The organism is Streptomyces goshikiensis, from assembly GCF_014650555.1.
Classification (GTDB): domain Bacteria; phylum Actinomycetota; class Actinomycetes; order Streptomycetales; family Streptomycetaceae; genus Streptomyces; species Streptomyces goshikiensis.
Genome location: NZ_BMVE01000001.1, coordinates 1,140,352 through 1,165,338, shown reverse-complemented (window position 1 = coordinate 1,165,338; position 24,987 = coordinate 1,140,352). Strand labels below are relative to the sequence as shown.

At 71.1% G+C, this 24,987-nt stretch carries 27 protein-coding genes; 12 read left to right on the top strand and 15 right to left on the bottom strand.

Annotated elements, in window-relative coordinates; genetic code table 11:
* Positions 1 to 96: 96 nt before the first annotated feature.
* Together hemB and IE248_RS05445 are read left to right on the top strand one after the other, a co-directional pair.
* Positions 97 to 1,098 carry a porphobilinogen synthase gene (gene hemB / locus IE248_RS05450; protein ID WP_073773877.1) on the top strand — a complete coding sequence of 334 codons (1,002 nt, stop codon included), beginning with the start codon at positions 97 to 99 and terminating at the stop codon, positions 1,096 to 1,098.
* Positions 1,099 to 1,190: 92 nt separating this feature from the next.
* Positions 1,191 to 1,463, top strand: a complete 273-nt coding sequence (locus IE248_RS05445) for a DUF1876 domain-containing protein (protein WP_073794533.1) — start codon at positions 1,191 to 1,193, stop codon at positions 1,461 to 1,463.
* On the opposite strand, the gene IE248_RS05440 is transcribed toward IE248_RS05445, so the two are convergent.
* Together IE248_RS05440 and IE248_RS05435 are read right to left on the bottom strand one after the other, a co-directional pair.
* Entirely contained in the window at positions 1,445 to 1,690 is a 246-nt protein-coding gene (locus IE248_RS05440; RefSeq protein ID WP_190030040.1) for a DUF397 domain-containing protein, read from the bottom strand. The two genes, IE248_RS05445 and IE248_RS05440, sit on opposite strands and share 19 nt — an antisense overlap.
* Positions 1,687 to 2,472 (bottom strand): helix-turn-helix domain-containing protein, encoded by a 786-nt coding sequence (locus IE248_RS05435; protein ID WP_229895127.1) that lies wholly within the window; start codon positions 2,470 to 2,472, stop codon positions 1,687 to 1,689. The genes IE248_RS05440 and IE248_RS05435 overlap by 4 nt, the downstream gene beginning before the upstream one ends.
* A gap of 179 nt (positions 2,473 to 2,651) precedes the next feature.
* Here IE248_RS05435 and IE248_RS05430 point away from each other — a divergent pair, with 179 nt between their 5' ends.
* Positions 2,652 to 3,023, top strand: coding sequence for an ATP-binding protein (locus tag IE248_RS05430; RefSeq protein WP_190030087.1), 372 nt, complete (start codon positions 2,652 to 2,654; stop codon positions 3,021 to 3,023).
* Positions 3,024 to 3,026: 3 nt separating this feature from the next.
* Here the strand turns inward: IE248_RS05430 and IE248_RS05425 are convergent, their stop codons facing one another.
* The 4 genes from IE248_RS05425 to argS form a co-directional block, all read right to left on the bottom strand.
* On the bottom strand, positions 3,027 to 3,488 hold the full coding sequence (locus IE248_RS05425) for a hypothetical protein (protein ID WP_078489011.1): 462 nt from the start codon (positions 3,486 to 3,488) through the stop codon (positions 3,027 to 3,029).
* Positions 3,485 to 3,997 carry an RNA polymerase sigma factor gene (locus tag IE248_RS05420; protein ID WP_008738545.1) on the bottom strand — a complete coding sequence of 171 codons (513 nt, stop codon included), beginning with the start codon at positions 3,995 to 3,997 and terminating at the stop codon, positions 3,485 to 3,487. Before IE248_RS05420 ends, IE248_RS05425 begins: the two co-directional genes overlap by 4 nt.
* Complete coding sequence (locus IE248_RS05415) at positions 3,994 to 4,425, bottom strand: DUF3995 domain-containing protein (RefSeq protein WP_190030038.1); 432 nt, start codon at positions 4,423 to 4,425, stop codon at positions 3,994 to 3,996. Before IE248_RS05415 ends, IE248_RS05420 begins: the two co-directional genes overlap by 4 nt.
* A 113-nt stretch (positions 4,426 to 4,538) precedes the next feature.
* Complete coding sequence (gene argS, locus IE248_RS05410; protein ID WP_190030037.1) at positions 4,539 to 6,341, bottom strand: arginine--tRNA ligase; 1,803 nt, start codon at positions 6,339 to 6,341, stop codon at positions 4,539 to 4,541.
* Between the two features lie 168 nt (positions 6,342 to 6,509).
* Between argS and lysS the strand changes: the two genes are divergently transcribed.
* Entirely contained in the window at positions 6,510 to 8,237 is a 1,728-nt protein-coding gene (lysS, locus tag IE248_RS05405) for a lysine--tRNA ligase (protein ID WP_190030036.1), read from the top strand.
* Positions 8,238 to 8,299: 62 nt separating this feature from the next.
* Here the strand turns inward: lysS and IE248_RS05400 are convergent, their stop codons facing one another.
* From IE248_RS05400 to IE248_RS05390, 3 genes are all read right to left on the bottom strand, one after another.
* A complete protein-coding gene (locus tag IE248_RS05400) occupies positions 8,300 to 9,991 on the bottom strand; it encodes a DUF2637 domain-containing protein (protein ID WP_373301466.1) in 1,692 nt (563 codons plus the stop codon).
* A gap of 56 nt (positions 9,992 to 10,047) precedes the next feature.
* Positions 10,048 to 10,839 carry a DUF3558 family protein gene (locus IE248_RS05395; RefSeq protein WP_037791408.1) on the bottom strand — a complete coding sequence of 264 codons (792 nt, stop codon included), beginning with the start codon at positions 10,837 to 10,839 and terminating at the stop codon, positions 10,048 to 10,050.
* Between the two features lie 145 nt (positions 10,840 to 10,984).
* Positions 10,985 to 11,851, bottom strand: a complete 867-nt coding sequence (locus IE248_RS05390) for a DUF3558 domain-containing protein (RefSeq protein WP_229895126.1) — start codon at positions 11,849 to 11,851, stop codon at positions 10,985 to 10,987.
* Positions 11,852 to 12,043: 192 nt separating this feature from the next.
* Here IE248_RS05390 and IE248_RS05385 point away from each other — a divergent pair, with 192 nt between their 5' ends.
* A complete protein-coding gene (locus IE248_RS05385; RefSeq protein ID WP_190030034.1) occupies positions 12,044 to 13,237 on the top strand; it encodes an RtcB family protein in 1,194 nt (397 codons plus the stop codon).
* 57 nt (positions 13,238 to 13,294) lie between these two features.
* Here IE248_RS05385 and IE248_RS05380 read toward each other — a convergent pair whose 3' ends face one another.
* The 3 genes from IE248_RS05380 to IE248_RS05370 are packed head-to-tail and all read right to left on the bottom strand — an operon-like array spanning position 13,295 to position 14,787.
* Positions 13,295 to 13,582, bottom strand: a complete 288-nt coding sequence (locus IE248_RS05380) for a hypothetical protein (protein ID WP_190030033.1) — start codon at positions 13,580 to 13,582, stop codon at positions 13,295 to 13,297.
* A 50-nt stretch (positions 13,583 to 13,632) separates the two neighbouring features.
* Entirely contained in the window at positions 13,633 to 14,397 is a 765-nt protein-coding gene (locus IE248_RS05375) for an SDR family NAD(P)-dependent oxidoreductase (RefSeq protein ID WP_190030032.1), read from the bottom strand.
* 54 nt (positions 14,398 to 14,451) lie between these two features.
* Complete coding sequence (locus tag IE248_RS05370) at positions 14,452 to 14,787, bottom strand: YnfA family protein (protein WP_073794549.1); 336 nt, start codon at positions 14,785 to 14,787, stop codon at positions 14,452 to 14,454.
* 115 nt (positions 14,788 to 14,902) lie between these two features.
* Between IE248_RS05370 and IE248_RS05365 the strand changes: the two genes are divergently transcribed.
* The gene (locus IE248_RS05365; RefSeq protein WP_008738529.1) at positions 14,903 to 15,454 is read left to right on the top strand and encodes a hypothetical protein; all 552 of its coding nucleotides are present in this window, start codon (positions 14,903 to 14,905) and stop codon (positions 15,452 to 15,454) included.
* Here the strand turns inward: IE248_RS05365 and IE248_RS05360 are convergent.
* The 3 genes from IE248_RS05360 to IE248_RS05350 form a co-directional block, all read right to left on the bottom strand.
* Positions 15,442 to 16,965, bottom strand: a complete 1,524-nt coding sequence (locus IE248_RS05360) for an FAD-dependent monooxygenase (protein WP_229895125.1) — start codon at positions 16,963 to 16,965, stop codon at positions 15,442 to 15,444. The genes IE248_RS05365 and IE248_RS05360 overlap by 13 nt on opposite strands.
* 41 nt (positions 16,966 to 17,006) lie before the next feature.
* On the bottom strand, positions 17,007 to 17,744 hold the full coding sequence (locus tag IE248_RS05355) for a Mut7-C RNAse domain-containing protein (RefSeq protein WP_100581826.1): 738 nt from the start codon (positions 17,742 to 17,744) through the stop codon (positions 17,007 to 17,009).
* Positions 17,745 to 17,847: 103 nt separating this feature from the next.
* Entirely contained in the window at positions 17,848 to 18,285 is a 438-nt protein-coding gene (locus IE248_RS05350) for a hypothetical protein (protein WP_008738524.1), read from the bottom strand.
* A 311-nt stretch (positions 18,286 to 18,596) separates the two neighbouring features.
* Between IE248_RS05350 and hemL the strand changes: the two genes are divergently transcribed.
* The 6 genes from hemL (at position 18,597) to ccsB (ending at position 24,965) form a co-directional block, all read left to right on the top strand.
* Positions 18,597 to 19,931, top strand: a complete 1,335-nt coding sequence (gene hemL, locus IE248_RS05345; protein WP_190030031.1) for a glutamate-1-semialdehyde 2,1-aminomutase — start codon at positions 18,597 to 18,599, stop codon at positions 19,929 to 19,931.
* The gene (locus IE248_RS05340) at positions 19,928 to 20,602 is read left to right on the top strand and encodes a histidine phosphatase family protein (protein WP_008738522.1); all 675 of its coding nucleotides are present in this window, start codon (positions 19,928 to 19,930) and stop codon (positions 20,600 to 20,602) included. Before hemL ends, IE248_RS05340 begins: the two co-directional genes overlap by 4 nt.
* Before the next feature lie 66 nt (positions 20,603 to 20,668).
* Positions 20,669 to 21,304, top strand: a complete 636-nt coding sequence (locus tag IE248_RS05335) for a TlpA family protein disulfide reductase (protein ID WP_008738521.1) — start codon at positions 20,669 to 20,671, stop codon at positions 21,302 to 21,304.
* A 67-nt stretch (positions 21,305 to 21,371) separates the two neighbouring features.
* Positions 21,372 to 22,094: a cytochrome c biogenesis CcdA family protein gene (locus tag IE248_RS05330; protein ID WP_050779294.1), complete on the top strand. Its 723-nt coding sequence runs from the start codon at positions 21,372 to 21,374 to the stop codon at positions 22,092 to 22,094.
* A gap of 13 nt (positions 22,095 to 22,107) precedes the next feature.
* Entirely contained in the window at positions 22,108 to 23,871 is a 1,764-nt protein-coding gene (resB, locus tag IE248_RS05325) for a cytochrome c biogenesis protein ResB (protein ID WP_190030030.1), read from the top strand.
* Complete coding sequence (gene ccsB / locus IE248_RS05320; protein WP_073794565.1) at positions 23,868 to 24,965, top strand: c-type cytochrome biogenesis protein CcsB; 1,098 nt, start codon at positions 23,868 to 23,870, stop codon at positions 24,963 to 24,965. Before resB ends, ccsB begins: the two co-directional genes overlap by 4 nt.
* Positions 24,966 to 24,987: the final 22 nt, after the last annotated feature.

The window sequence follows — 24,987 nt, the reverse complement described above, 5'->3', positions numbered from 1 at the left end:
CACCGCGCGTCCGGGCCCTGACCCGTGCCGGGGGCCCGCCGGACACGGCCTACGCTGGTTCCCGACTGTTCTCGAAGCTCGAAGAGGCGACTGAGTATGAGCGCGTACGGATCCTTCCCCGGCTCCCGGCCCCGCCGGCTGCGGACCACCCCGGCGATGCGGCGCATGGTCGCGGAGACCCGGCTGCACCCCTCGGACCTGATCCTCCCCGCGTTCGTGCGCGAGGGCATCAGCGAGCCCGCCGCCATCTCCGCGATGCCGGGCGTGGTCCAGCACACCCGGGACACGCTGCGGAAGGCCGCCGTGGAGGCGGTGGAGGCGGGCGTCTCCGGCATCATGCTCTTCGGCGTCCCGGCCGACGAGAACAAGGACGCGCTGGGCACGGCGGGCACCGAGCCGGACGGCATCCTCCAGCTCGCGATCCGCGACGTGAGGGCCGAGGTCGGCGACGACCTCGTCATCATGTCGGACCTGTGCCTGGACGAGTACACCGACCACGGCCACTGCGGCGTCCTGGACGAGAACGGCCGCGTCGACAACGACGCCACGCTGGAGCGCTACGCGGAGATGGCCCAGGTCCAGGCGGACGCGGGCGTCCACGTGGTCGGCCCCAGCGGCATGATGGACGGCCAGGTCGGCGTCATCCGCGACGCCCTCGACGAGACCGGCCACGAGGACGTCTCGATCCTCGCGTACACCGCGAAGTACTCCTCCGCCTTCTACGGCCCCTTCCGCGAGGCCGTCGGCTCCTCGCTCCAGGGCGACCGCAAGACGTACCAGCAGGACCCGGCGAACGCCCGCGAGTCCCTGCGGGAGCTGGCGCTGGACCTGGACGAGGGCGCCGACATGGTGATGGTCAAGCCCGCCGGCCCCTACCTGGACATCCTCCACCGGGTCGCGCAGGCCGTGGACGTACCGGTGTCCGCCTACCAGATCAGCGGCGAGTTCGCGATGATCGAGGCGGCGGCCGAGAAGGGCTGGATCGACCGCGACCGCGCCATCCTGGAGAGCCTCCTCGGCATCAAGCGGGCGGGCGCGGACACGATCCTCACCTACTGGGCGACCGAGGTCGCGGGCTGGCTCCGCCGGGAGCGCTGACCGCGTCGGGCCACGGGTTCCGCCGACTGGCCCCTGCCGCATGCCGGGAGCACCCTGGAGGGATGGAGGTCGACCTCTGGAGGTGATCCACCATGCCGACGCTGGTCGGGTGGCATGTGGAGCTGGAATTCACCGAGGAGGGCAACCGCACGAGCGCGGCTGCCCTGGTCAGACTCGGGGACGGCTCCGAGATGAGGGCGCGCGGCTATGCCATGCGCCACCCCACCGACCCGGAGCAGCTGCGGGTCGGCGAGGAGATCGCGGGATCGCGGGCGCTGATGGATCTCGCGTCGCAGCTCTTGCAGAAGGCGCACGCCGAGATCGACGACGCCTCGGGCAGGAACTCCTATCCGCTGACCCAGTGAGTCAGACCCGCCCAGGTTGAGGGCGAGAGGGTGAGCGTGGGGCCGTGCGGGACCTTCGAGTCCCGCACGTGCACCTCGTCCACCGACGTGCAGGGGGCCATTTCGACGCAGTTGCCGCCCTCACTACCGCTGTAGCTGGACTTCCTCCAGACGATGGCCGCTTCCAGGCAGTTGCCGCCGTCGCTGCCGCTGTAGCTCGACTTGAACCACTTGAGTTCGGTGCTCATGTATCTCCTAGCAGCCTGGTCAACAGGTCCCTGGTGTCATCGGGGTTGAGGGCCTGAGTCCGCAGCATTGCATACCTCATCGCCATGATGCTGACCTCGTCGAGGTCGGAGACGACCAGGCTGCCGCGTTGGCTTTCGACATACGCGATGTGCTCGTGGTTCTGGGTTTCCAGCAGGACGAACGGGCCGTCCAGCGCGGGATGGGTCACGTCGCTCGCGAGCAGGACCTGGATCATGACGCCCGGCAGTCGTGAGCACGCCAGCAGGTGGCGCAGCTGTTCCCGGAGGACCTCCGGGCCGCCCAGCGGGCACCGGAGGACCGGTTCCCAGATGACGAAGCTGGCCAGCATCGGGTTTTCCCGGCGGAGCACCGCCTGCCGCTCGATGCGGGCGGCGATCTGATCGGCGATCTCGCCCTCGGTGTAGATCGGGATGCGGCTGCGGAAGACCGCCTCCGCGTAGGCCTCGGTCTGGAGCAGCCCCGGGATGACCTGATTTTCGTAGGAGGACAGGGCCTGGGCCTTCTTCTCCAGCTTCATCAGCGGTTCCGCCCACGGCGGTATCACGTCCATCTGCGGCATCTTGTGCGCGGCGACCGTGAGCAGCCCGGGCAGACCCAGCACCCGGTCCATCAGCTCCGCCACGTCCGGCATCAGGGAACGCCTGCCCTGTTCGATTGAGGCGATGCTCTCCTCCTGGAGCCCCACCTCCTTCCCGAGTTCCCTCTGTGTCAGTCCCTTGGCGACTCGGCCGACGGCGACCTGCTCGCCGACCATCCTCATCGCGTTTGCGTTGGGCCGCGCCCTCTTCCTTGGTGGCATGAACCAGAACTCCCCACCTGCGCCTGCGAAGTACCCGTACCCAACCCGTACAGGGCGGGAGGTACGGACTGCCGTAGTGCAACACGGTAGTCACGGACGGCGACGATCGTCAGGTGAATCTGAACATTCAACCCGCCTTGATGCGGGACCGGTTCTACCCGCGGAGTCTTCAAACGGTGCGCTCTGCCAGGGAGTTCACCGATGTGACCCTTGACGCGTGGGGTGTGACATCGCGCCGGGACGACCTGTTGCTCTGCGTGAGCGAACTGACCACCAACGCCCTGCTGCAGGGCGTCCCGCCCGGCCGGGGCTACCGGCTGCGGCTGCTCCGCTTCGAGGGCGTCGTACGGGTCGAGGTCCACGACAGCGGCCCCGGACGGCCCCGGCGCTCCGGCCGGAACACGTCGGCCGAGCACGGCCGCGGGCTGTTCCTCGTCGAGGCGCTCGCCGATCGGTGGGGGGTCGGCGCGCGCACCCCCGGCAAGGTGGTGTGGTCCGAGTTCGACGCCTGAGGCTCAGCCCAGACGGGCCTCCAGGCGGGCCATCGCCTCCGCGAGTTCCGCCGCCGCGCCCAGCGGGACGACCGCCGCGCGGCCCGGGACGCGGACGCCGCCCGTCAGGGCCACACGGGTGCCGCCGCCCGGCTCCGGCGCGGCCGCCATGCCGATGATCAGGAACCGGCTCTGCAGCCAGCACCAGCCGGGCCGCAGCACCCCGCGCAGACGCGCCCGCAGCCCCCACCGGCTGCGGGCCACCGCCTCCACGCGGTCACCGGCCACCCGCACGACGCGGACCCGCCGCATGTCCGGCTGGAAGCGCCCGAACTCTCCCTCCAGGTCGGACATGAGCGCCCACACCCGCTCCACCGGCGCCGGAACGACCCGCTCGACCACCCGCGCCCCGCGCACCCCGGCCGCCATGACCCGCAGCCGGGCCACCGTGTCGATCGCGGCCGCGCCACTCGCGTACGCCGTCATGAGAACCACGCCTTCCGGAAACTCGAACGGGCCCGGTGCAGCCGGGATTTGGCGGTGCCCGCCGGAACGCCCAGGACGGCCGCCGCGGCCTCCTCGTCCAGGCCCTCGACGTCCCGCAGGACCAGGACGGCCCGGTGCCCCGGGGAGAGCCGGGCCAGCACGTCGCCGATGTCGGCCGCCAGCTGCGGATCCCCGCGCTCCGGTACGTCGGCCAGCTCGGCCGGCACCGCCCGCGCCGCGCGCCGGGCGACCCGTACCGCCTCGCGGACCGCGATCGCCCGCACCCAGCCGTACAGGGCCTCCGGCTCGCGCAGGCCCCGTAGCGCCCGGAACACGGCGACCAGCGCCTCCTGCGTGGCGTCCGGGCCGTCGGCCAGCGCGATCGGGACGCAGATCCGGGCGATGTACGGGGTGAGGTGGTCGAGCAGATCGTGCATCGCGAGGGTGTTCCCGGCGCGGGCCGCCCGGGCGAGGGCGATCCCGCGGTCCTCCCCGGCGACCGGGCTCACCGGACGCGCGCCAGCCGGGCCGCCGCCCAGCCCAGACCGAGGCAGACGGGCGTGTACAGGGCGAGGTTGAGGGCCCGGAACGGGCCGGCCGGGCTGTCGAGGAGCCCGGCCGCCCACCCCAGCCCCGCGAGGCCCCGCACCACCAGCCCGCCCGCGACGGCCCCCGTCACCAGCCGCGCGGGACGCCCGCCGCGGCCGTGGGCGTGCGCCAGGACCGCGCCGGCGGCCGTCAGGGTCAGCGCCGCGAGCGGCAGCACCACGCGCGGCGCGAAGGACACCTCCAGGCCGATCACCGCCAGCGACAGCGCCCGCTCGCTCGCGGCGGGCCAGGTCAGGCCGGTGGCCCAGTACAGGTGCGCGAGCCCGTCGGCGGCCAGGACCGCCGCCACCACGACCCCCGTACGGCGCCGCCGTGCTGTCTCGTCCATGAGCGCTCCCCCCTCGGTGGTGCGGCCGAGTGGACGGCCGCGACACCCAAAAGAGGAGGCGCACAGGGAGAACGTTCCCTGTGCGCCTCGTCACACCGGCGGAGCGAGAGCCGTCAGAGGCGCTCGGGCGTCCGGATGCCCAGCAGGGACATGCCCTTGGTGAGCGTCCGCGCCGTCAGGTCGCACAGGAACAGCCGGTTCTCGCCGACGACCAGCTCCGGCTCCGGCTTGATGACCGGGCACTGGTCGTAGAACGTCGTGAACAGCGAGGACAGCTGGTACAGGTACGCCGCCAGCTTGTGCGGGGCGTGCTCGGCGGCCGCCTCGGCGATCAGCTCGCCGAACTGGTCCAGGTGCAGACCCAGCGCGCGCTCGGCCGGCGCCAGCTCCAGCTCCGGGTGCGCGACCGGCGTCCGGTCACCCGCCTCGGCCGCCTTGCGCAGGATCGACCTGATGCGGGCGTACGCGTACTGGAGGTAGACGGAGGTGTCGCCGTTCAGCGAGACCATCTGGTCCAGGTCGAACTTGTAGTCACGGGCCGCCGAGGTCGAGAGGTCCGCGTACTTCACGGCGCCGATGCCGACGAACCGGCCGTTCTCGACGATCTCCGCCTCCGACAGGCCGACCTTCTCCGCCTTCTCGCGCACGACGGCCGTCGCCCGGTCCACGGCCTCGTCCAGCAGGTCCACCAGCCGCACCGTCTCGCCCTCACGGGTCTTGAACGGCTTGCCGTCCTTGCCGAGGACCGTACCGAAGGCCAGCTGCACCGCCTGGACGTCCTCGTTCAGCCAGCCGGCGCGGCGGGCCGTCTCGAAGACCATCTTGAAGTGGAGCGACTGGCGCGCGTCCACCACGTAGATGAGGGTGCTGGCCTTCAGGCCGCCCACGCGGTCGCGGATCGCCGACAGGTCGGTCGCCGCGTACCCGAAGCCGCCGTCCGACTTCTGGACGATCAGCGGGGTCGGGTTGCCGTCCGGCCCCTTGTACTCGTCGAAGAACACGCACAGCGCGCCGTTGGAACGGACGGCGACGCCCGAGTCCTCCAGCAGCTTGCAGGTCTCCGTCAGCATGTCGTTGTAGCCGGACTCGCCGACCACGTCCGCGTCCTGGATGTCCATGTCCAGCTTGTCGAAGACCGAGTAGAAGTAGATCTTCGACTCGTCGACGAACCGCTGCCACATGGCGAGGGTCTCCGCGTCCCCCGCCTGGAGGTCCACCACCCGGGCCCGGGCCCGCGTCTTGAACTCCTCGTCGGAGTCGAAGAGCGCGCGCGAGGCCTTGTAGAGACGGTTCAGGTTGGACATGGCCTCCTCACCGGAGACCTCGATGTCCGCCTCGGCACCGGCGGCCTTGTGGTCCAGCTCGTGCGGGTGCTCGATCAGGAACTGGATGAGCATGCCGAACTGGGTGCCCCAGTCGCCGATGTGATGACGACGGACCACCTTCTCGCCCGTGAACTCCAGGATCTCGACCATCGCGGCACCGATCACGGCCGAGCGCAGGTGCCCGACGTGCATCTCCTTGGCGACGTTCGGCTGCGCGTAGTCGATCACCGTCGTGCCGGCGGAGGGGTTCAGCGGCACACCCAGCCGGTCGTCACCGGCGCGCGCGGCCAGCGTCTCGATGATCGCCCGGTCCGAGACCGTGATGTTGAGGAAGCCCGGGCCCGAGACCTCGATCTCCCGGATCACATCGCCCTCGCCGCCCGTCGGGATGCCCCCGACCACGGTCGTCGCCAGCTCACGCGGATTGGCCTTCGCCTTCTTCGCCAGCGCGAGGATGCCGTTGGCCTGGAAGTCGGCCCGGTCGCTTCGTCGCAGCAGCGGGTCAGCGGCACCGGCCTCCGGCAGGGCGGAGACGAGGGCGTCCGCGACGCGCTGATTGACGGAAGAAGCGAGGGAAGGGACCGATGCCATGAGCTGCCGTTCCTGTGAGGGAGGGATGGGTACCACGATTGGTTGTTCCGACAAGTGCCGAGTATCCCACGCGGGCGCCATCCGGTTCGCGGCATAAAACAACCGCGGAGCGCCCCACGACGTCTGGGAGAATGGCTGAAGCCAGCATTCGAGATAGAAGGACGTGTCGTGGCTCAGAGCAGCACCGAGACCGACTGGGTCTCCCGTTTCGCGGACGAGGTCATCGCCGAGGCGGAGCGCCGAGCACCCGGCAAACCTGTCGTCGTCGCGTCCGGACTCTCCCCCTCCGGCCCCATCCACCTGGGCAACCTCCGCGAGGTCATGACCCCGCACCTGGTCGCCGACGAGATCCGCCGCCGCGGCATCGAGGTCCGGCACCTGATCTCGTGGGACGACTACGACCGCTACCGCAAGGTGCCCGCGGGCGTGCCCGGCATCGACGAGTCGTGGGCGCAGCACATCGGCAAGCCGCTGACCGCCGTGCCCGCACCGGCCGGATCCGCGTACCCGAACTGGGCCGAGCACTTCAAGGCCGCCATGGTCGAGGCGCTCGCCGAGCTGGGCGTCGAATACGACCCCATCAGCCAGACCGAGCAGTACACCAGCGGCGTGTACCGCGAGCAGGTGCTCTTCGCGATGAAGCACCGCGGCGACATCGACGCCATCCTCGACCAGTACCGCACCAAGCAGAAGCCGGGCGGCAAGAAGCCGCAGCAGAAGCAGGTCGACGAGGCCGAGCTGGAAGCCGCCGAAGGCTCCGGCGCCGCCGCCGAGGACGACGGCAGCAGCTCCGAGAGCGGCTACTTCCCGTACAAGCCCTACTGCGCCTCCTGCGGCAAGGACTTCACCACCGTCACCTCGTACGACGACGAGACGACCGAGCTGACCTACGTCTGCGCCGAGGACCAGTTCACCGAGACGGTCAAGCTCAGCGAGTTCAACCGCGGCAAGCTGGTCTGGAAGGTCGACTGGCCGATGCGCTGGGCCTTCGAGGGCGTCATCTTCGAGCCCTCCGGCGTCGACCACTCCTCGCCCGGATCGTCCTTCCAGGTCGGCGGGCAGATCGTGCACATCTTCGGCGGCGAACAGCCGATCGGCCCGATGTACGCGTTCGTCGGCATCAGCGGCATGGCCAAGATGTCCTCCTCCAAGGGCGGCGTCCCGACCCCGGCCGACGCGCTGAAGATCATGGAACCGCAGCTGCTGCGCTGGCTCTACGCCCGCCGCCGCCCGAACCAGTCCTTCAAGATCGCGTTCGACCAGGAGATCCAGCGGCTCTACGACGAGTGGGACAAGCTGGAGTCCAAGGTCACCGACGGCTCGGTGCTCCCCGCCGACGCCGCCGCGCACACCCGCGCCGTGCGGACCGCCGCCGGCGAGCTGCCCCGCACCCCCCGCCCGATGCCGTACCGGACCCTCGCGTCCGTCGTCGACATCACCGCCGGGCACGACGAGCAGACCCTGCGCATCCTGTCCGACCTGGACCCGACCACCCCGCTGACCTCGCTCGACGAGGTCCGGCCGAGGCTCGACCGCGCCGAGAACTGGATCACCACCCAGGTCCCGGCCGACCAGCGCACCCTCGTGCGCGAAGACGCCGACACCGAGCTGCTGTCCTCGCTCGACGCCGAAGGCCGCGAATCGCTGCGGCTGCTCGTCGACGGGCTCGACTCGCACTGGTCGCTCGACGGGCTCACCACCCTCGTCTACGGCGTCCCGAAGGTGATGGCCGGGCTGGAGCCCGACGCCAAGCCCACGCCGGAGCTCAAGGTCGCGCAGCGGACGTTCTTCGCCCTGCTGTACCGCCTGCTCGTCACCCGCGAGACCGGACCCCGGCTGCCCACCCTGCTGCTCGCGGTCGGCGCCGACCGCGTGCGCAAGCTGCTGGCCGCCTGAGCCGATACGCACAAGGGCCCGCACCCCGAGGGGGGTGCGGGCCCTTTGCGCTGCCCAGTCGGTCAGGCGATGTGCTCGCTCTCCAGCTCGCGCTGGTAGCGCATCTTCAGCCCCGGCATCAGCTTCCGGATCATCGACGAGCTGCGCGGGTGCTCGATCCCGTGCCGGTCCGCGAGGTGTATGTCCACCTGCTCCGGGGTCGGGAAGTCCGAGTGCTCGTCGAGGTACGCGCGGAACACCTCGTACGCCGCCTCCGCGAACTTGACGTCGTCGAACCCGGCCTCGGCCTCGGCCTCGGCGTCCGCCGCCTCCTGCTGCGGAAGGTCCTCACCCGGCCCGGCCGGGGGCATCACCGGCGTCGGCTCCAGACCCTCGACGTACTGCGGGTTGTAACCACCCTCGTACGAGGCCTGCGGCGCCAGCGGACCGGCGAACCAGGCGCTGTTGTGCGCCGCGGGCATGGCGGTCGGATCCACGGCGAACGCCGCCGCCGCGGCCTGACCGGCCGCCTGCCCGGCCAACTGCTCGGCAAGCTGCCCCTGCGCCTGGCCGTTGGCCTGGCCGGCCGTCTGCCCGGGAAGCTGCTCCTGCGCCTGGCCGTCGGGCTGGCCGAGAAGCCGGCTCGGGAACTGGCCGTTGGCCTGGCCGGCCGTCTGACCGGGGAGCTGCTCCTGCGCCGGGCCGTCGGGCTGGCCGAGAAGCCGGCTCGGGAACTGGCCGTTGGCCTGGCCGGCCGTCTGACCGGGGAGCTGCTCCTGCGCCGGGCCGTCGGGCTGGCCCAGGAGCCGGCTCGGGAACTGGCCGTTGGCCTGGCCGGCCGTCTGACCGGGGAGCTGCTCCTGCGCCGGGCCGTTGGCCCGACCGGCCAGCAGCGCGAGCTGCTCCGCGAGCTGGGCTTGGCCCTGGGCATCGGGCTGGCCCTTGGCGCTGGCCAGCAGCGCGAGCTGGGCCAGGAGCTGGGTCTGGCCGTCGGGCTGGCCCGGCTGGGCGCCGGGCTGGTCCGCGGGGAGGCCCGAGGGCTGGTCCGCGTCCTCGTCACGCCCGGCCAGGGCAGCGGCTGGAGGCAGCAGGAGGGGATCGATGCCCGCCGCCGCCAGGCCTTCCGGCGCCGTCTGCGACAACGGCACACCGATCCGGGCCAGCCGCAACGGCATCAACGCCTCGACCGGGGCCTTGCGGCGCCACGCCCGCCCGTACCGCGCCTGGAGACGCGCCTGGTAGATCAGCCGGTCCTGCTCCATACCGACCGCCTGCTCATAGGAGCGCAGCTCCCACAGCTTCATCCGCCGCCACAACTTGAACGTCGGCAACGGCGAGAGCAGCCACCGCGTGATGCGGACGCCCTCCATGTGCCGGTCCGCGGTGATGTCCGCGATCCGCCCCACCGCGTGCCGCGCCGCCTCCACCGTGACCACGAACAAGATCGGGATCACCGCGTGCATGCCCACGCCCAGCGGGTCCGGCCAGGCCGCCGCGCCGTTGAACGCGATCGTCGCCGCCGTCAGCAGCCACGCCGTCTGCCGCAGCAGCGGGAACGGGATCCGGATCCAGGTCAGCAGCAGATCCAGCGCCAACAGGACACAGATGCCCATGTCGATGCCTATCGGGAACACCAGCGAGAAGCTGCCGAAGCCCTTCTGCAACGCCAACGCGCGCACCGCGGCGTACGATCCCGCGAAACCGATCCCCGCGATGACCACGGCCCCGGCGACCACCACACCGATGAGTATTCGGTGCGTACGAGTCAGCTGCATCGCGGCCACCCGCGATCCCCTCCCCTTAATGAGCTACGGCAGGCACAGCGTACGGCCTACTGTCCGGAGGGCGACTGCTCCGGCTTCGGGGACTCCTGCTTGGCCTCGCCCTTGTTGGCGGCCTCCACCGAAGCGACGGTCTCCTTCGCGGCAGCGATGGCGTTCTCCATCAGCTGCGCCTGCTCAGGAGCGTCCGCGCCCTCGTAAGAGGCACCGTTGTAGTCCACCGTGACCACGACGTTCTGCGTACGCGCCACGATCGTCGTGTTGAAGAACTGGACGTCCTTCTTCACCCCGTACACCACCGACGTGCCCTCGTCGCCGATGCTGCCCGCCGGCTCCACCTTCACATCGGTGGCGTCCTGCGTGGCCTTCGCCGACTCGACCTGCTTCTTGTACTGCTCCTCGGCGCGCTTGTTGCCGCTGCCCAGCGACGCGTGCGACTCGTAACGGACCAGCGACACCGCGAGCCAGCGGTACTTCGAGCCCTTCAGGCCATCGACGTCGAGGCCGTTCCAGGAGCAGCTGGCCCGGCTGGACAAGTCGTTCGACTTCGTCGCCGCACCGCTCTTGTCCTTCGCCTGCGGAACGAGCGAGTCGATGCTCTTCTCCGACATGGCCTTGCAGGGATCGGGCAGCGTGGCGTACGCCACCTTCTCCAGCTCGGCCGACGCCTTCGGCTTGGGCTTGGAAGAGGACGACGACGAGGACGAACCGGACTTCTTGCCGTTGTCCGAACCCGAACCCGAGTCCTTGCCCGAATCGGAGGAGCAACCGGCGACGGTGAGGATCACCGGGACGGCTGCGCAGGCGAGAACGCGGGTGAAGCGCGAGGCTGATCGGTGCATGGTTCCTTCAGACGTTGTGGGTCTTCGTGGGTCTTCGTACGGGCGTACGGAGGACGTTTCCAGGGCGCGGGACCCCGACAACGGTAGCCCGACGCCGCGCCGGCCTGCTGTGCCCGCCGTCACGCCGACGCCGCCCGGGCCCCCGTCAGCCGCCGAACCGCTCGGACAGCGCCTCCGCCAACTCCCGCGCCGCGTCCTGGGTTTCCGTACTCGGCGGGACCGTCCCGGCCGCCGACGGCTGCACGCTGTACTCGACCGTGACGATGACATTCGAGGCACGGAACACGATCCGCACGCTGCGCGCCTGCGCGGCGCTCGCACCGGCCGCGCCCAGCTTGTCGTCGAGGAAGGCCTCGTCACCGAGGTCCTCCAGGACCCGGGACCCGAGCACGGGGGCGGGGGAGCCGCTCGGGCTCCCGCTCGGAGCGGGGCTCGTACTCGTACCCGCGCTCGCACCCGCACTCGCGCTGGCCGAGGGGCCGGGACCGGCACTGGTGCTGGCACTGGCACTGGGGCTCGGGCTGGTGGTGGGCCCGGGGAAGGGCAGCTTCGCGTCCGTCAGCTGACGCACGTACACCTGCCGCGCCCGGTCGTCGTCACTGGCGGTGGCGCGGTCGTAGGAGACCACGCGCTCGAAGCCGACGTACAGCAGCCGGGTTTCGGAGGGCGTTCCGGCGGCCCAGCGGCAACCGACGTGCCGGTCGCCGTCGTAGGAGGTGTCCGCGGCGCCGGCGTAGAGCTTCTCGCGCTGCTCCTCGGTGAGGGAGTCCGGGGTCGGCAGCATCGCCTTGAGGCGCTTGATTTCGGGGGCCTTGCAGGGGGAGGGCAGGCTGCGGTACTTCCCCGCGGGCGCGGGGGCGGGACTTCCGCCGGCCTTCGCGTCGCTCACGGTCCGGTCGCCGCCGCTGCTCGTACACCCGGTGAGACCGGCGGTCGCGAGCGCGGTGAGCATCGCTATGCCGGGCAGGACCCGTCGTACTGCTGTGGCCGCTCTGGCTGCCTTGCGCTGCACGTCCTCTGGCTCCCTTCGACCGGCCGGCCGGCCGCCGGTCAGGAAAATGCGTTGCCGCGGCTGAGGCGCGGCTGGACACAATGTCTATCGCACACGCTGGTGCCGGCGCCGGTCCGCTGTCTGTTTTGGGGCCATGAGCGAGGCTTTTGCGTATTGAGACTTTTCTTTGACTAACGGGGTATTGGGGCGGTTATGTCGTATGTAGAGGTGCCCGGGGCTAAAGTCCCGATCCGGATGTGGACGGATCCGGCGTCGGTCGAGGCCGGCGCGATGCAGCAGCTCCACAACGTCGCGACCCTCCCGTGGATCAAGGGCCTGGCGGTCATGCCGGACGTCCACTACGGCAAGGGCGCCACGGTCGGCTCGGTGATCGCCATGAAGGACGCGGTCTGCCCGGCGGCGGTGGGCGTGGACATCGGCTGCGGCATGTCGGCGGTGAAGACCTCCCTGACGGCGAACGACCTGCCCGGCGACCTGTCGGCGCTGCGCTCGAAGATCGAGCGCGCGATCCCGGTGGGCGCGGGCATGCACCGCGACCCGGTGGACCGGGAGCGGCTGTACGGGTTCCCGGTGGAGGGGTACGGGGGGCTGTGGGAGCGGTTCGACTACCTGGCGGACGAGGTGAAGTTCCGGCGCGAGAGGGCGCTAAAACAAACCGGAACCCTTGGATCCGGCAACCATTTCTGGGAATTGTGCCTCGACTCAACAAATGCGGTGTGGATCATGCTCCACTCCGGTTCCCGGAACATCGGCAACGAACTCGCCGAGCACCACATCGGCATCGCCCGGGGGCTCTCGCACAACCAGGGACTGGTCGACCGCGACCTCGCGGTGTTCCTCGCGAAGACCCCGGAGATGCAGGCCTACCGGAACGACCTCTTCTGGGCGCAGGAGTACGCCAAGTACAACCGCGCCGCGATGATGAGCCTGTCGAAGGAGGTCATCCGCAAGGAGTTCCGCAAGGCCAAGGTCTCCTTCGGCGAGGAGATCAGCTGCCACCACAACTACGTGGCGGAGGAGCGGTACGACGGCATGGACCTGCTGGTCACGCGGAAGGGCGCGATCCGCGCCGGCAGCGGTGACTACGGGATCATCCCGGGCTCGATGGGGACGGGCTCGTACATCGTGAAGGGCCTCGGGAACGACAAGTCCTTCAACTCGGCCTCGCACGGCGCGGGACGCAAGATGAGCCGTACGGCGGCGAAGAAGCGGTTCTCGGCGCGGGACCTCGCGGAGCAGACCAAGGGCGTGGAGTGCCGCAAGGACACGGGCGTCGTGGACGAGATCCCGGGCGCGTACAAGTCGATCGAGCAGGTCATCGACCAGCAGACCGACCTGGTCGAGGTCGTGGCGAAGCTCAAGCAGGTCATCTGCATCAAGGGCTGACGGACAGCGGAAGGGCCCGGACCGATCTCACCGGTCCGGGCCCTTCCGCGTCACGCTTCAGTTCTTGTCGGTCCAGTCGGTGTCGAAGACCAGCTCGGCCAGCCGGAAGACGACGCGCGTGCGGGAGAGCTTGCCGTAGACGCGGACGTAGTACGCGTCCTCGCCGCCGTACCGGAACACCATGCGGCGCTTGGGCGAGTACGGCACCCCGGCCACGTGCCCGGACTCGGCAACGGCCCGCAGCTGCGCCTGCGCCTCCTCACGGGTGCCCTCGAACTTCTTCACCGTCTGGAACGCGTGCAGCTCGGAGTCGTGGTTCTCCGCGGTGATCACCCACTGGGCCATGTCGGCTCCCCTCCCCTAGATGGGAGCAGGCTACGGGTGCCGCTCAACGGCTACAGCTCGCGGTGGACCTTCGTGTTCGAGGCCTGGGCGCGGGGGCGGACCACCAGGAGGTCGATGTTGACGTGGCTGGGGCGGGTGACGGCCCAGGTGATGGTGTCGGCCACGTCGTCGGCGGAGAGGGGGGCGGCGACGCCCGCGTAGACCTTCTCCGCCTTCTCCGCGTCGCCGCGGAAGCGGGTCTTCGCGAATTCCTCGGTCTTGACCATGCCCGGGGCGATCTCGATGACGCGGACGGGCTGGCCGACGATCTCCAGGCGGAGGGTTTCGGCGAGGACGCGGGCGCCGTTCTTGGCGGCGACGTAGCCGGCGCCGCCCTCGTACGTGGAGTGGCCGGCGGTGGAGGAGAGGACGACCACGGTGCCGTCGCCGGAGGCGGTGAGGGCGGGGAGGAGGGCCTGGGTGACGTGGAGGGTGCCGATGACGTTGACCTCGTACATCGTGCGCCAGTCGGCGGGGTCGCCGGTGGCGACGGGTTCGGCGCCGATGGCGCCGCCGGCGTTGTTGACGAGCACGTCGCAGCGGTCCAGGGAGGCGGCGAAGGTGTCGACGGCGGCGCGGTCGGTGACGTCGAGGGCATACGGCGTGGCGGCGCGGCCGGCGGCGGTCAGCTCGGCGGCGAGGGCCTCGATGCGCTCCTTGCGGCGGGCGGTGAGGACGACGTGGTAGCCGGCCTCGGCGAGCTGCCGGGCGGTGGCCGCGCCGATTCCGCTGCTCGCGCCGGTGACTACGGCGGTTCGGGTGGCGGCCGTGCTCATGTGCGGGCTCCTCGGTCGTGCGTACGGGCGATTGCTCGCCAGCATAGGCGGGGGTCAGCTGCCGCGCGGGGCGTACATGATCAGGGCCATGCCGGCCAGGCAGACGAGGGCGCCGGTGATGTCCCAGCGGTCGGGGCGGTAGCCGTCGGCGACGGCGCCCCAGACGAGGGAGCCGGCGACGAAGACTCCGCCGTAGGCGGCCAGGACGCGGGCGAAGTCGCCTTGGGGCTGGAGGGTGGCGACGAAGCCGTAGAGGCCGAGGGCGATGACGCCGGCGCCGATCCAGGCCCAGCCCTTGTGTTCACGGACGCCTTGCCAGACGAGCCAGGCGCCGCCGATTTCGAGGAGGGCGGCGAGGGCGAACAGGGCGGCGGAGCGGGCGATGAGCATGGCCGGAAGCCTACGAGGGGTGTCGGGGCGCCGGGGTGCGGCGAATGGGGGAGGGCTCGCCCTCGTTCGTGTGATGGTCCGACCGGTGGGTGGGTGTGCTGGCTAGCCTCCGCGCGTGGAGGTGGTGGCGGTGCGCCGTGGTGCCGTACGGAGTGTGGTGGTGGCGGGTTCGCTGGTGCTCGGCGTGGCGGGCCTGGCCGGTGGTGCGCAGGCGTCGGCCGGTGAGGCCCCGGGCGCTCGGGGTGCTCGGGGCGTCTGGGCTGCCGGGGGCGCCGGGGCGGGGTCCGAGGCGGATGTGTCGTACCACGGGCGGGTGCGGCTGGCCGGGGGCCGGCTGCGGGTGTGGCTGATCCCGGCGAACGACGGGCCGTCGGCGCTGCCCGACGCCACGGTGCGGGTGCGGCTGTCGGCCGACCTCGCGGACCGGCAGGAGCTGGCGGAGGGCTGCGCGCGGACGGGGACGCGCGAGGTGGTGTGCGAGACGGGTCCGCTGCCGCGGCACGGGCGGGGCCGGCACATCGCTCTGGCGCTGGAGCTGCGGGAGCGCCCGGACGAGGTGTCGGTGCGGGTCGACACCTGGTGGAACGGCGGTGCGTCCGACCGGAACCGGGCCAACAACGAACTGGTGGTGCTGGCCCTGGACACGGGTGACTCCTACGCGTTCTGAGCGGGGCCGCCCGGTGTCGGGCGTCGCGGCAGCAGCCAGGCCCCTACGGCGGCGGTGAGCTCGGCGTCCGTGGCGGCGGGGGCGCTCCAGGCGAGGTAGCCGTCGGGGCGGACGAGTGCGCAGGCGGTGCGGGCGCCGTCGCGCCAGTGGGCGTGGGTGAGGGGGGTTGCGGGTGGGGTGGCGGCGCCGGGCGGGGTGATGAGGACGAAGCCGCCCGCGCGCAGGGCCTCGTACAGCCGTTGTCCGCCGGCGAGGGCGATGTCGGGGGCGCGCCGGCCGGCGGGGCGGCGGGTGCCGGGTGGGGGCGGGTAGGAGATGCCGAGGCCGGAGACGGTGGCGAGGGCGCGGTCCTGGGCGGGTCCGATCCGGCCGAGGAGGCGGGCGCCGAGGTTGCGGGCGGTGCGGCGGAGGGGGCCGGCGGCCATGACGACGCGGACGAGGGCGCCGCTGGTGCGCAGGACGAGGCGGCCGACGGGGTGGCGTTCGCGGTGGTAGCTGTCGAGGAGGGCTTCGGGGTCGGGGCTCTGGCCGTGGAGGGCGGCGGCGAGTTTCCAGGAGAGGTTGGCGGCGTCCTGGAGGCCGGTGTTCATGCCGAGGCCGCCGGCGGGGGAGTGGACGTGGGCGGCGTCGCCGGCGAGGAAGACGCGGCCGACGCGGTAGGAGGGGACCTGGCGTTCGTCGCTGCGGAGGCGGGAGATCCAGCGGGGGTCGTGCATGCCGTGGTCGGTGCCGAGGGCGGTGGTGGTGATGGCGCGGAGTTCTTCGAGGTCGGCGGGGTCGCCTTCGGCGGCGTGGGAGTCGCGGTGCCAGGCGATGGCGCGGTACCAGCCGTCTCCGAAGGGGACGAGGAAGGCGAAGGCGTCGGCGGTGCCGTTGACGGCGAGGAGGTCTTCGGGCGGGTGGGTCAGGCGTACGTCGGCCAGGATCATGGAGCGGATGACGGCCTGGCCGGGGAAGGGGAGGCCGAGAGCTCGGCGGACGGTGGAGCGGACGCCGTCGGTTCCGACGGCGTGGCGGGCGTGGATGCGGTGGATGCCGTCGGGGGTGCGGAAGTCGACGGCGACGGTGCCGGGTTCGAGGTCTTGGCGGAGGCCGATGACTTCGCGGTCATATCGGATGACGGCCCCTGTGGACAGCGCGCGGCGCTCCAGGAGTTTCTCTGTCTCATATTGGGGGGTGATCAGTACGAACGGGTAGCGGGAGCGCAGGCGTTGGAGGGAGAGGGCGATGCCACCGAAGGGGCGTACCCGGTCGATCCGTCGGCCGGTGGAGACGAGTTCGTCGGCGAGGCCGCGGGCGTCGAGGAGTTCGAGGGTGCGGGCGTGGACGGCGAAGGCGCGGGTGAGGTTGGCGGCGGTGCGGGCGCGGCGTTCGAGGAGGATGACGTGGAGGCCGGCGGCGGCGAGGTCCCCGGCGAGCAGGAGTCCGGTGGGGCCGGCGCCGATCACGACGACGTCGGCGGTTTCGGGGTCTCGCGGGGCTTCGGCGGCGGGGGCTTCGGCGGCGGTCATGCTTCGGCAGTGTGCCAGCCGGGCGCCTCCGGGCAGGGGCGCTACGCGGTGCCGACGCCGCCGAATTCGGCGACGGCTTCGGCCACGATCCGCTCCAGGCGGGCGTGGTGTGCGCCGCGCCAGTAGACGCGCTCGCAGTCGGCGCACTGGGCGAAGACGTCGTACGAGCGTTGCGTGCCGTGTTCGAGGCGGTCGCCGACGCTGTCCTTGTCGGCGTCGCGGAGGGAGCCGTTGCATGCGGTGCAGCGGGTCCAGGGGGCGAGGGTGGGGGCGAATCGGCTGAGGACGTCGCGCAGTTGCTCGTCGGGGTTGTCGCTGTAGACGTACGCGCCGGCGAAGAGCTCGCGGCGGCGCAGCAGTCCGCGGTCGCGGGAGAGCAGTACGCGGTGTTCGGCGGCGGAGCGGGTGGCGAGGGCGGGGTCGCCGATGTCCTCGTTCTCGTAGGCGGCGTCGACGCCGAGGAGGCGCAGGCGGCGGGCGAGGGTGCCGAGGTGGACGTCGAGGAGGAAGCGCAGGGGGGCGCCGGTGATGGGCTGGGGGCGGCTGACCGCGAGGACTTCCACGGACTGGCCGGCTCGGGGCACGTAGGAGACGGGTACTTCCTCGCCGTCGACGAGGAGGCGGCCGACTTCGGTGAGCGGGACGCCGGCGGATTCGACGACGTGTCCGATGCTGGAGGCGCCGTCGATGCCGGTGGGAACGCGTTCGGCGCGCCGGCTGGGCGGTGCGAAGAGGCGCAGTTCAGGGGCGAGGGTGAGCTCGATGCCGGGTCCGTTCACGGCCCCAGCATGCCACCGCCCACTGCCCCGCCGCGCCGGATTTACCGGGTCCCGTGGCGGCGTCGGCGGTGCGGCCGGTGGTGCGACGGGCGGTGCGGCGGGGTCAGGGCCAGACGAGGCAGTAGGGCTGGTGGCCGGCTTCGTGGAGGCGGTGGGAGAAGTCCTGCCACTCGTGGAGCAGCTGGTAGACGTTGAACGCGTCGCGGGGGCCGCCGCGGTCGGGGACCGTGGACCAGATGAAGGCGGCCGCGCCGACGGATTCCTCGCCGATGCCGCGCAGGGGGTCGACGACGGTCATCGGGAGCTTGACGACGGCGTAGTCGGGGTGGAGGACGACCAGTTCGAGCGGGGGCACCTTGTGCAGGGGTATGCCCTCGATGCCGGTCAGGACCATCGCGGCGACGGTCTCCGGTTTGATCTTGGTGAACATGCCGCCCATGCCGAGCTCGTCGCCGCCGAGTTCCTCGGGCCGCATCGTGACGGGCACGCGGGCTGCCGTCGCCCCGTCGGGGGCGCCGAAGTATTTGTAGGTCACTCCCATGCCGCGGCCCCTGGGTGCGCCGTCGCCGTCGTGGTCGTCGGGCGTCTGGAAAGGGCCCGGTACGGCGTCCGCGGCGTCCGTGGCGCGCCTGCGGTGTTTGCCGCGGCGGCGCGCGTCGCGGGCGCGCTGCGGGTCGAGGCCGTCCGTACCCTCGCCCGGTCCACCACCGCGTTGCATATCTCCACCCGACTGGTATTGCCTGCCCCGGCCCCGCGGCCCCCGCCACGCGGCCTGATCATCATGGCAGTGACCTCCCCCGGGGCGGCGCGGTGAAACGCCCGTCCGCAAGTCAGTCGCGGCCTGATGAGACCATGGCTGGTGTGAGCTACCCGTATCCGTATGAAGCCCCAGTCTCGCAGAACCTGTTTACGCGTGCGTCCCTCGTGACGCCGGGCGGCGTGAACTCTCCCGTGCGTGCCTTCCGCGCCGTGGGTGGAACGCCCAGGTTCATGGTGTCTGGTACCGGTCCTTATCTGACCGATGCCGACGGCCGCGAGTACGTCGACCTGGTCTGCTCGTGGGGTCCGATGATCCTCGGGCACTCCCACCCGGCCGTCACGGAGGCGGTGATGGCCGCGGTCGCCCGCGGCACCTCCTTCGGTACGCCCGGTGAGGGTGAGGTCGCGCTCGCCGAAGAGATCGCCCTGCGTGTCGAGCCGGTCGAGCAGGTCCGTCTGGTGTCCTCGGGCACCGAGGCGACCATGTCCGCGATCCGGCTGGCCCGTGGTTTCACCGGCCGGGCCAAGGTGGTGAAGTTCGCCGGCTGCTACCACGGGCACGTGGACGCGCTGCTGGCCGCGGCCGGCTCGGGTCTGGCGACCTTCGCGCTGCCCGACACCCCCGGGGTGACCGGTGCGCAGGCCGGGGACACGATCGTGCTCCCGTACAACGACCTGGAGGCGGTCCGGGCGGCGTTCGCCGCGCACCCGGGTGAGATCGCCTGTGTGATCACGGAGGCGGCGCCCGGCAACATGGGTGTCGTGACTCCGGCGGCCGGTTTCAACCAGGGGCTCGCGGACGTGTGCCGGGAGAACGGCGCGCTGTACATCTCCGACGAGGTGATGACGGGCTTCCGTACCTCGCGCGCCGGCTGGTTCGGTGTGGACGGGGTCAAGCCGGACCTGATGACCTTCGGCAAGGTCATGGGCGGCGGGTTCCCGGCGGCGGCGTTCGGCGGCCGCGCCGATGTGATGGGTCACCTGGCTCCGGTCGGCCCGGTCTACCAGGCGGGCACGCTGTCCGGTAACCCGATCGCCACGGCGGCGGGTCTGGCGCAGCTGCGGCTGCTGGATGACGCCGCGTACGAGAAGGTCGACGCGGTGTCGGCGCGGATCCAGGGCCTGGTCACGGAGGCGCTGACCAAGGAGGGCGTGGCGCACCGGCTCCAGACGGCCTCCAACATGTTCTCCGTGTTCTTCACCGAGGACGAGGTGACGAACTACGACGAGGCGAAGAAGCAGGAGGCTTTCCGCTTCAACGGGTTCTTCCACTCGATGCTGTCCCAGGGCGTCTACCTGCCGCCTTCCGCCTTCGAGTCCTGGTTCGTGTCGACGGCCCACGACGAGCGGGCCGTCGAGCGGATCGCGGCGGCGCTGCCCGCCGCCGCCCGCGCCGCGGCCGAGGCCACCCCGGAGGTGTCCGCATGAGCGAGATCACGGTCGTCCACCTGATGCGGCACGGCGAGGTGCACAACCCGGACGGGGTGCTCTACGGCCGCCGTCCCGGCTATCACCTCTCCGACCTGGGCCGCGAGATGGCGGACCGGGTCGCCGAGCACCTGGAGAGCCGGGACATCACGCATGTGGTGTCCTCGCCGCTGGAGCGGGCGCAGGAGACCGCCACGCCGATCGCGAAGCTGCACGGTCTGGAGCTGGCGACCGACGGCCGGCTGATCGAGGCGGGCAACGTCTTCGAGGGCAAGACCTTCGGTGTCGGTGACGGCGCGCTGCGCAAGCCGGGCAACTGGAAGCACCTGACGAATCCGTTCAGGCCGTCCTGGGGCGAGCCGTACGTCGAGCAGGTCGTCCGGATGATGAGCGCGATCGAGTCGGCGCGCGACGCGGCCCGCGGTCATGAGGCGGTCGCGGTCAGCCATCAGCTGCCGATCTGGATCGTGCGCAGCTTCGCGGAGAAGCGGCGGCTGTGGCACGACCCGCGGCGCCGGCAGTGCACGCTGGCCTCGCTGACCTCGTTCACGTACCAGGGCGATGCGCTGGTGTCGGTGGGCTACAGCGAGCCGGCGCGGGACCTGGTTCCGGCGCATTTGCTGGCGGGGGCGAGGCCCGTGAAGGGGAAGTCGAAGGCGTTCGGCGCCTGACCAGCGCCTTAGCAGCCCGTCGGGGGGTGCGGAAGATCCGCAAATCGCCCATGCGAAACTTTTCACATGAGCCTTAGCCGCGCCCCCCGTCGCCGCCGCTCGACCAGCGGCCGTGCCACCCTGCTGACCGCGGTGACCCTCGCCGGCGCCTTCACCCTCGCGGCGTGCGGCGATTCGGGCGGTGGCGGTAAATCCGCCGGTTCCGCCGGCGGCAACTACGTGACGGGCCCCAGCGGCATCTCCACGGTCGCCAAGGCGGACCGCACGGACGCGCCCAAGCTCGACGGCGAGACCGTCGACGGCAAGACCCTCGACACCACCGCGCTCAAGGGCAAGATCGTCGTCCTGAACGTGTGGGGTTCGTGGTGTCCGCCCTGCCGGGCGGAGGCGCCGAACTTCGCGAAGGTCTCCAAGGAACTCGCCGATGCCGGCAAGGACGTCGCCTTCGTGGGCATCAACACCCGCGACAACAGCAAGCAGAACGCGGCGGGCTTCGAGGAGACCTTCGGGATCACCTACCCGAGCCTCTACGATCCGGACGGCAAGCTGATGCTGCGCTTCCCCAAGGGGACGCTGAACGCGCAGTCGATCCCGTCCACGATCGTCCTCGACCGGGAGGGCAAGATCGCCGCCCGTACCCTGGTCGCGGTCAACGAGGAGCAGCTGCGCTCGATGATCGACCCGCTGCTCGCGGAGAAGTGACCTCGTGGTCACCGAACTCTCCCCGCTCCTCCTCGCGGCCGAGCCGACCGGCGTGAACACGACGGTCATGAACGGCGCGCTGCTGCTGGCCCTGCCGCTCGCGCTGGTGGCCGGGCTGGTCTCGTTCTTCTCGCCCTGTGTGCTCCCGCTCGTCCCCGGCTACCTCTCGTACGTGACCGGCGTCGGCGGAGCCGATCTCGCCGAGGCGCGGCGGGGCCGGATGCTGGGGGGCGCGACCCTGTTCGTCCTGGGGTTCTCGGCCGTCTTCGTCTCCACCGGAGCGCTCTTCGGCTACTTCGGGGACACCCTGGCGGCGAACAAGGACGGCATCTCCCGGATCCTGGGCGGCCTGGTCATCGTGCTCGGCCTGTTCTTCATGGGGGCGATCCCCGGTCTGACGATGCGCGAGTTCCGCTTCCACAAGAAGCCGGCGGTGGGCCTGATCGGCGCGCCGGTGCTCGGCGTGCTCTTCGGGGTCGGCTGGACCCCCTGCATGGGCCCGACGCTCGCGGCCGTCAACACGCTCTCCCTCGATCAGGCGACCGCCGGCCGCGGCGCGCTGCTGACCGTCGTGTTCTGCCTGGGACTGGGGCTGCCCTTCATCGTCACCGCCCTCGCCTTCCGCAAGGCGCTCGGCGCGTTCGGCTGGGTGAAGCGGCACTACGCGTGGGTGATGCGCATCGGCGGCGGCATGCTGATCCTGACGGGTCTGCTGCTCGTCACAGGAATGTGGAGCAGCATCGTCGGCGAGATGCAGAGCTGGACCAACGGCTTCACGGTGGGGATCTGAGGACTACACGGACATGAGTACGACTGACAACGCGCCCTCCGGCGCGACACGATCCGAAACCCCCGCCGAGGCCGAGGCCGAGGCCGGGACCGAAGCCGATGCCCGGGCCGAGGCGAGCGCCGAGGCGGCCGCCGGGGCGCAGCTGTCCACCGCGCCCCTCGAAGACGCCCCGGCCGATCCCGTCGGCATCGGTGTCTTCGGCTGGGTCCGCTGGTTCTGGCGCCAGCTCACCTCCATGCGGGTGGCGCTGATCCTGCTGTTCCTGCTGTCCCTCGGCTCGATCCCCGGCTCCCTCATCCCGCAGACCCAGGTCGACGCCCTCAAGGTCGCCGCCTGGAAGAAGGAGCACGCCTCCTGGGTCGGGATCGCGGAGAAGCTCCAGCTGTTCGACGTCTACAGCTCGGTGTGGTTCTCCGCGATCTACCTCCTGCTGTTCATCTCGCTGATCGGCTGCATCCTGCCGCGCTCCTGGCAGTTCGTCGGCCAGCTCCGGGACCGCCCGCCGGGCGCCCCGAAGCGGCTCGACCGGATGCCCGCGTACGCGACGTGGCGCACGGAGAAGCCCGCCGGCGAGGTGCTCGCGCACGCCAGGACCCTGCTGGGCGGCCGCCGCTTCCGCACCGAGCCGTCCGGCGACTCCGTCGCCTCCGAGAAGGGCTATCTGCGCGAGGCCGGGAACCTGGCCTTCCACATCGCCCTGATCGTGATGCTGATCGCGTTTGCCTGGGGCCAGCTGTTCAAGTCCGAGGGCGGCAAGCTCGTCCTGCGCGGCAAGGGCTTCTCGAACACGCTCACCCAGTACGACGACTTCAAGAAGGGCGGCTTCTTCGAGCCCGACGACCTGCCGCCGTTCTCCTTCACGCTCGACAAGTTCGACGCGACCTTCGAGGAGTCCGGCCCGCAGAAGGGCACCCCGCGCGACTTCAAGGCGTACGTCACCCTCCGCGAGGGCTCGGACGGCAAGCCGCAGAAGCGCGAGATCGAGGTCAACACCCCGATGCAGGTCGAGGGCTCCAAGGTCTACCTGCTGGGGCACGGCTACGCGCCGGTCATCTCGGTGACCTCCCCCGACGGCAAGGTGATCTTCAAGGACGCCGTGCCGATGCTGCCGCAGGACGCGAACCTGACCTCCTCCGGAGCCGTCAAGGTCACCGACGGCTACAAGAACAAGGACGGCAAGGCGGAGCAGCTCGGCTTCAACGCCTGGTTCGTTCCGACGTACGCGGGCGAGGGCAAGGGGACGATGTTCTCCCAGTTCCCGGAGCTGAAGTTCCCCGTGCTCGCGCTCAACGCGTACCACGGCAGCCTCGGCGTGGACTCGGGCCTTCCGCAGAACGTGTACCAGCTCAACACGTCGAAGATGGAGAAGTTCACCGACGAGAACGGCGAGCTGTTCAAGCGGAAGCTGCTGCCCGGCGAGACGATGACCCTTCCCGACGGCGCCGGCACGGTGAAGTTCGAGGGCATCGAGCGCTGGGCCACCTTCTCCGTCACCCACCAGCCCGGCAGCGGCCTCGCCCTCGCGGGCGCGATCGCCGCGATCGGCGGCCTGGCCGCCTCCCTGTTCATCCAGCGCCGCCGGATCTGGGTCCGCGCGGTGACCGGCGAGGACGGCGTGACCGTCGTCGAGATGGCGGGCCTGGGCCGCAGCGAGTCCGCCAAGCTCCCGGAGGAGCTGTCGGCGCTCGCCGCGGAGCTCCACCAGCAGGCGCCCACCGCGCCCGTGCCCGACCGACCTGCCAAGGAAACCGTTGAAGTTGAAGGGGAGCGCGGATGACGCCGCTCGCAGTCGCAACCGATGAGCACCTCGCTCAGATCAGCAACTACCTGGTCTATTCGTCGATGGCGGTCTACATGCTCGCCTTCTTCGCGCACATCGCCGAGTGGATCTTCGGCAGCCGCAGCAAGGTGGGCCGTACGGCCGCCGCGCTGACCGCCTCCAAGGCCGCCGGGGCCGCCGGGACCGCCGGGGCCCCCGCGGTGCAGGTGCGCGGCAAGGGCGGTACCGCCGTACTGGACCGGCCGAAGGTGGTCACGCGGTCCGCGGCCGGCTCCCGTGACGTCCCGGACGGCCCGGGCGCGGCCGGCGGCACCGAGCAGGGCGACCTGTACGGGCGGATCGCGATCTCGCTGACCGCGCTCGCCTTCATCATCGAGGCGGCCGGTGTCGTCGCCCGCGCCATGTCCGTGCAGCGCGCCCCCTGGGGCAACATGTACGAGTTCTCGCTGACCTTCTCCACGGTGGCGGTCGGCGCGTACCTGGCGCTGCTGGCGCTGAAGAAGAACGTGCGCTGGCTCGGCCTGATCCTGGTCACCACCGTCCTGCTGGACCTCGGCATCGCCGTCACCTGGCTGTACACCGACAGCGACCAGCTGGTGCCCGCGCTGCACTCGTACTGGCTGTGGATCCACGTCTCGACCGCGATCTTCTGCGGCGCCGTCTTCTACATCGGCGCGGCCGGCGCGGTGCTGTACCTGTTCCGCGACTCCTACGAGGCCCGGCTCGCCGAGGGCCGCACGCCGGGCCGGTTCGCGGCCTCGGTGATGGAGCGGCTGCCGTCCGCGGCCTCGCTCGACAAGTTCTCGTACCGCATCAACGCGGCCGTCTTCCCGCTGTGGACGTTCACCATCGTCGCGGGCGCGATCTGGGCCGGCGACGCGTGGGGCCGCTACTGGGGCTGGGACCCCAAGGAGGTCTGGTCCTTCGTGACGTGGGTGGCGTACGCCTGCTACCTGCACGCCCGCGCCACCGCCGGCTGGAAGGGCCGCAAGGCCGCGTACCTCGCGCTCTTCGCCTTCGCCTGCTGGATCTGGAACTACTACGGCGTGAACATCCTGCTCAACGGCAAGCACTCCTACGCGGGCATCTGACCGGCGGGAGTGGGACGCTGGT

Excerpts from the sequence above, each read along its gene's own strand:
- IE248_RS05445 (WP_073794533.1), top strand. The coding sequence starts at position 1,191 with ATGCCGACGCTGGTCGGGTGGCATGTGGAGCTGGAATTCACCGAGGAG.
- IE248_RS05430 (WP_190030087.1), top strand. The coding sequence starts at position 2,652 with ATGCGGGACCGGTTCTACCCGCGGAGTCTTCAAACGGTGCGCTCTGCC.
- IE248_RS05335 (WP_008738521.1), top strand. The coding sequence starts at position 20,669 with ATGAGCCTTAGCCGCGCCCCCCGTCGCCGCCGCTCGACCAGCGGCCGT.
- IE248_RS05350 (WP_008738524.1), bottom strand. The coding sequence starts at position 18,285 with ATGGGAGTGACCTACAAATACTTCGGCGCCCCCGACGGGGCGACGGCA.
- IE248_RS05360 (WP_229895125.1), bottom strand. The coding sequence starts at position 16,965 with ATGACCGCCGCCGAAGCCCCCGCCGCCGAAGCCCCGCGAGACCCCGAA.
- IE248_RS05435 (WP_229895127.1), bottom strand. The coding sequence starts at position 2,472 with ATGAGGATGGTCGGCGAGCAGGTCGCCGTCGGCCGAGTCGCCAAGGGA.
- IE248_RS05385 (WP_190030034.1), top strand. The coding sequence starts at position 12,044 with ATGTCGTATGTAGAGGTGCCCGGGGCTAAAGTCCCGATCCGGATGTGG.
- IE248_RS05370 (WP_073794549.1), bottom strand. The coding sequence starts at position 14,787 with ATGCTCATCGCCCGCTCCGCCGCCCTGTTCGCCCTCGCCGCCCTCCTC.
- IE248_RS05395 (WP_037791408.1), bottom strand. The coding sequence starts at position 10,839 with ATGCACCGATCAGCCTCGCGCTTCACCCGCGTTCTCGCCTGCGCAGCC.
- IE248_RS05425 (WP_078489011.1), bottom strand. The coding sequence starts at position 3,488 with ATGACGGCGTACGCGAGTGGCGCGGCCGCGATCGACACGGTGGCCCGG.
- IE248_RS05340 (WP_008738522.1), top strand. The coding sequence starts at position 19,928 with ATGAGCGAGATCACGGTCGTCCACCTGATGCGGCACGGCGAGGTGCAC.
- IE248_RS05375 (WP_190030032.1), bottom strand. The coding sequence starts at position 14,397 with ATGAGCACGGCCGCCACCCGAACCGCCGTAGTCACCGGCGCGAGCAGC.
- argS (WP_190030037.1), bottom strand. The coding sequence starts at position 6,341 with ATGGCATCGGTCCCTTCCCTCGCTTCTTCCGTCAATCAGCGCGTCGCG.
- IE248_RS05400 (WP_373301466.1), bottom strand. The coding sequence starts at position 9,991 with ATGCAGCTGACTCGTACGCACCGAATACTCATCGGTGTGGTGGTCGCC.
- IE248_RS05380 (WP_190030033.1), bottom strand. The coding sequence starts at position 13,582 with ATGGCCCAGTGGGTGATCACCGCGGAGAACCACGACTCCGAGCTGCAC.
- ccsB (WP_073794565.1), top strand. The coding sequence starts at position 23,868 with ATGACGCCGCTCGCAGTCGCAACCGATGAGCACCTCGCTCAGATCAGC.
- IE248_RS05440 (WP_190030040.1), bottom strand. The coding sequence starts at position 1,690 with ATGAGCACCGAACTCAAGTGGTTCAAGTCGAGCTACAGCGGCAGCGAC.
- hemB (WP_073773877.1), top strand. The coding sequence starts at position 97 with ATGAGCGCGTACGGATCCTTCCCCGGCTCCCGGCCCCGCCGGCTGCGG.
- IE248_RS05415 (WP_190030038.1), bottom strand. The coding sequence starts at position 4,425 with ATGGACGAGACAGCACGGCGGCGCCGTACGGGGGTCGTGGTGGCGGCG.
- resB (WP_190030030.1), top strand. The coding sequence starts at position 22,108 with ATGAGTACGACTGACAACGCGCCCTCCGGCGCGACACGATCCGAAACC.
- IE248_RS05330 (WP_050779294.1), top strand. The coding sequence starts at position 21,372 with ATGAACGGCGCGCTGCTGCTGGCCCTGCCGCTCGCGCTGGTGGCCGGG.
- hemL (WP_190030031.1), top strand. The coding sequence starts at position 18,597 with ATGGCTGGTGTGAGCTACCCGTATCCGTATGAAGCCCCAGTCTCGCAG.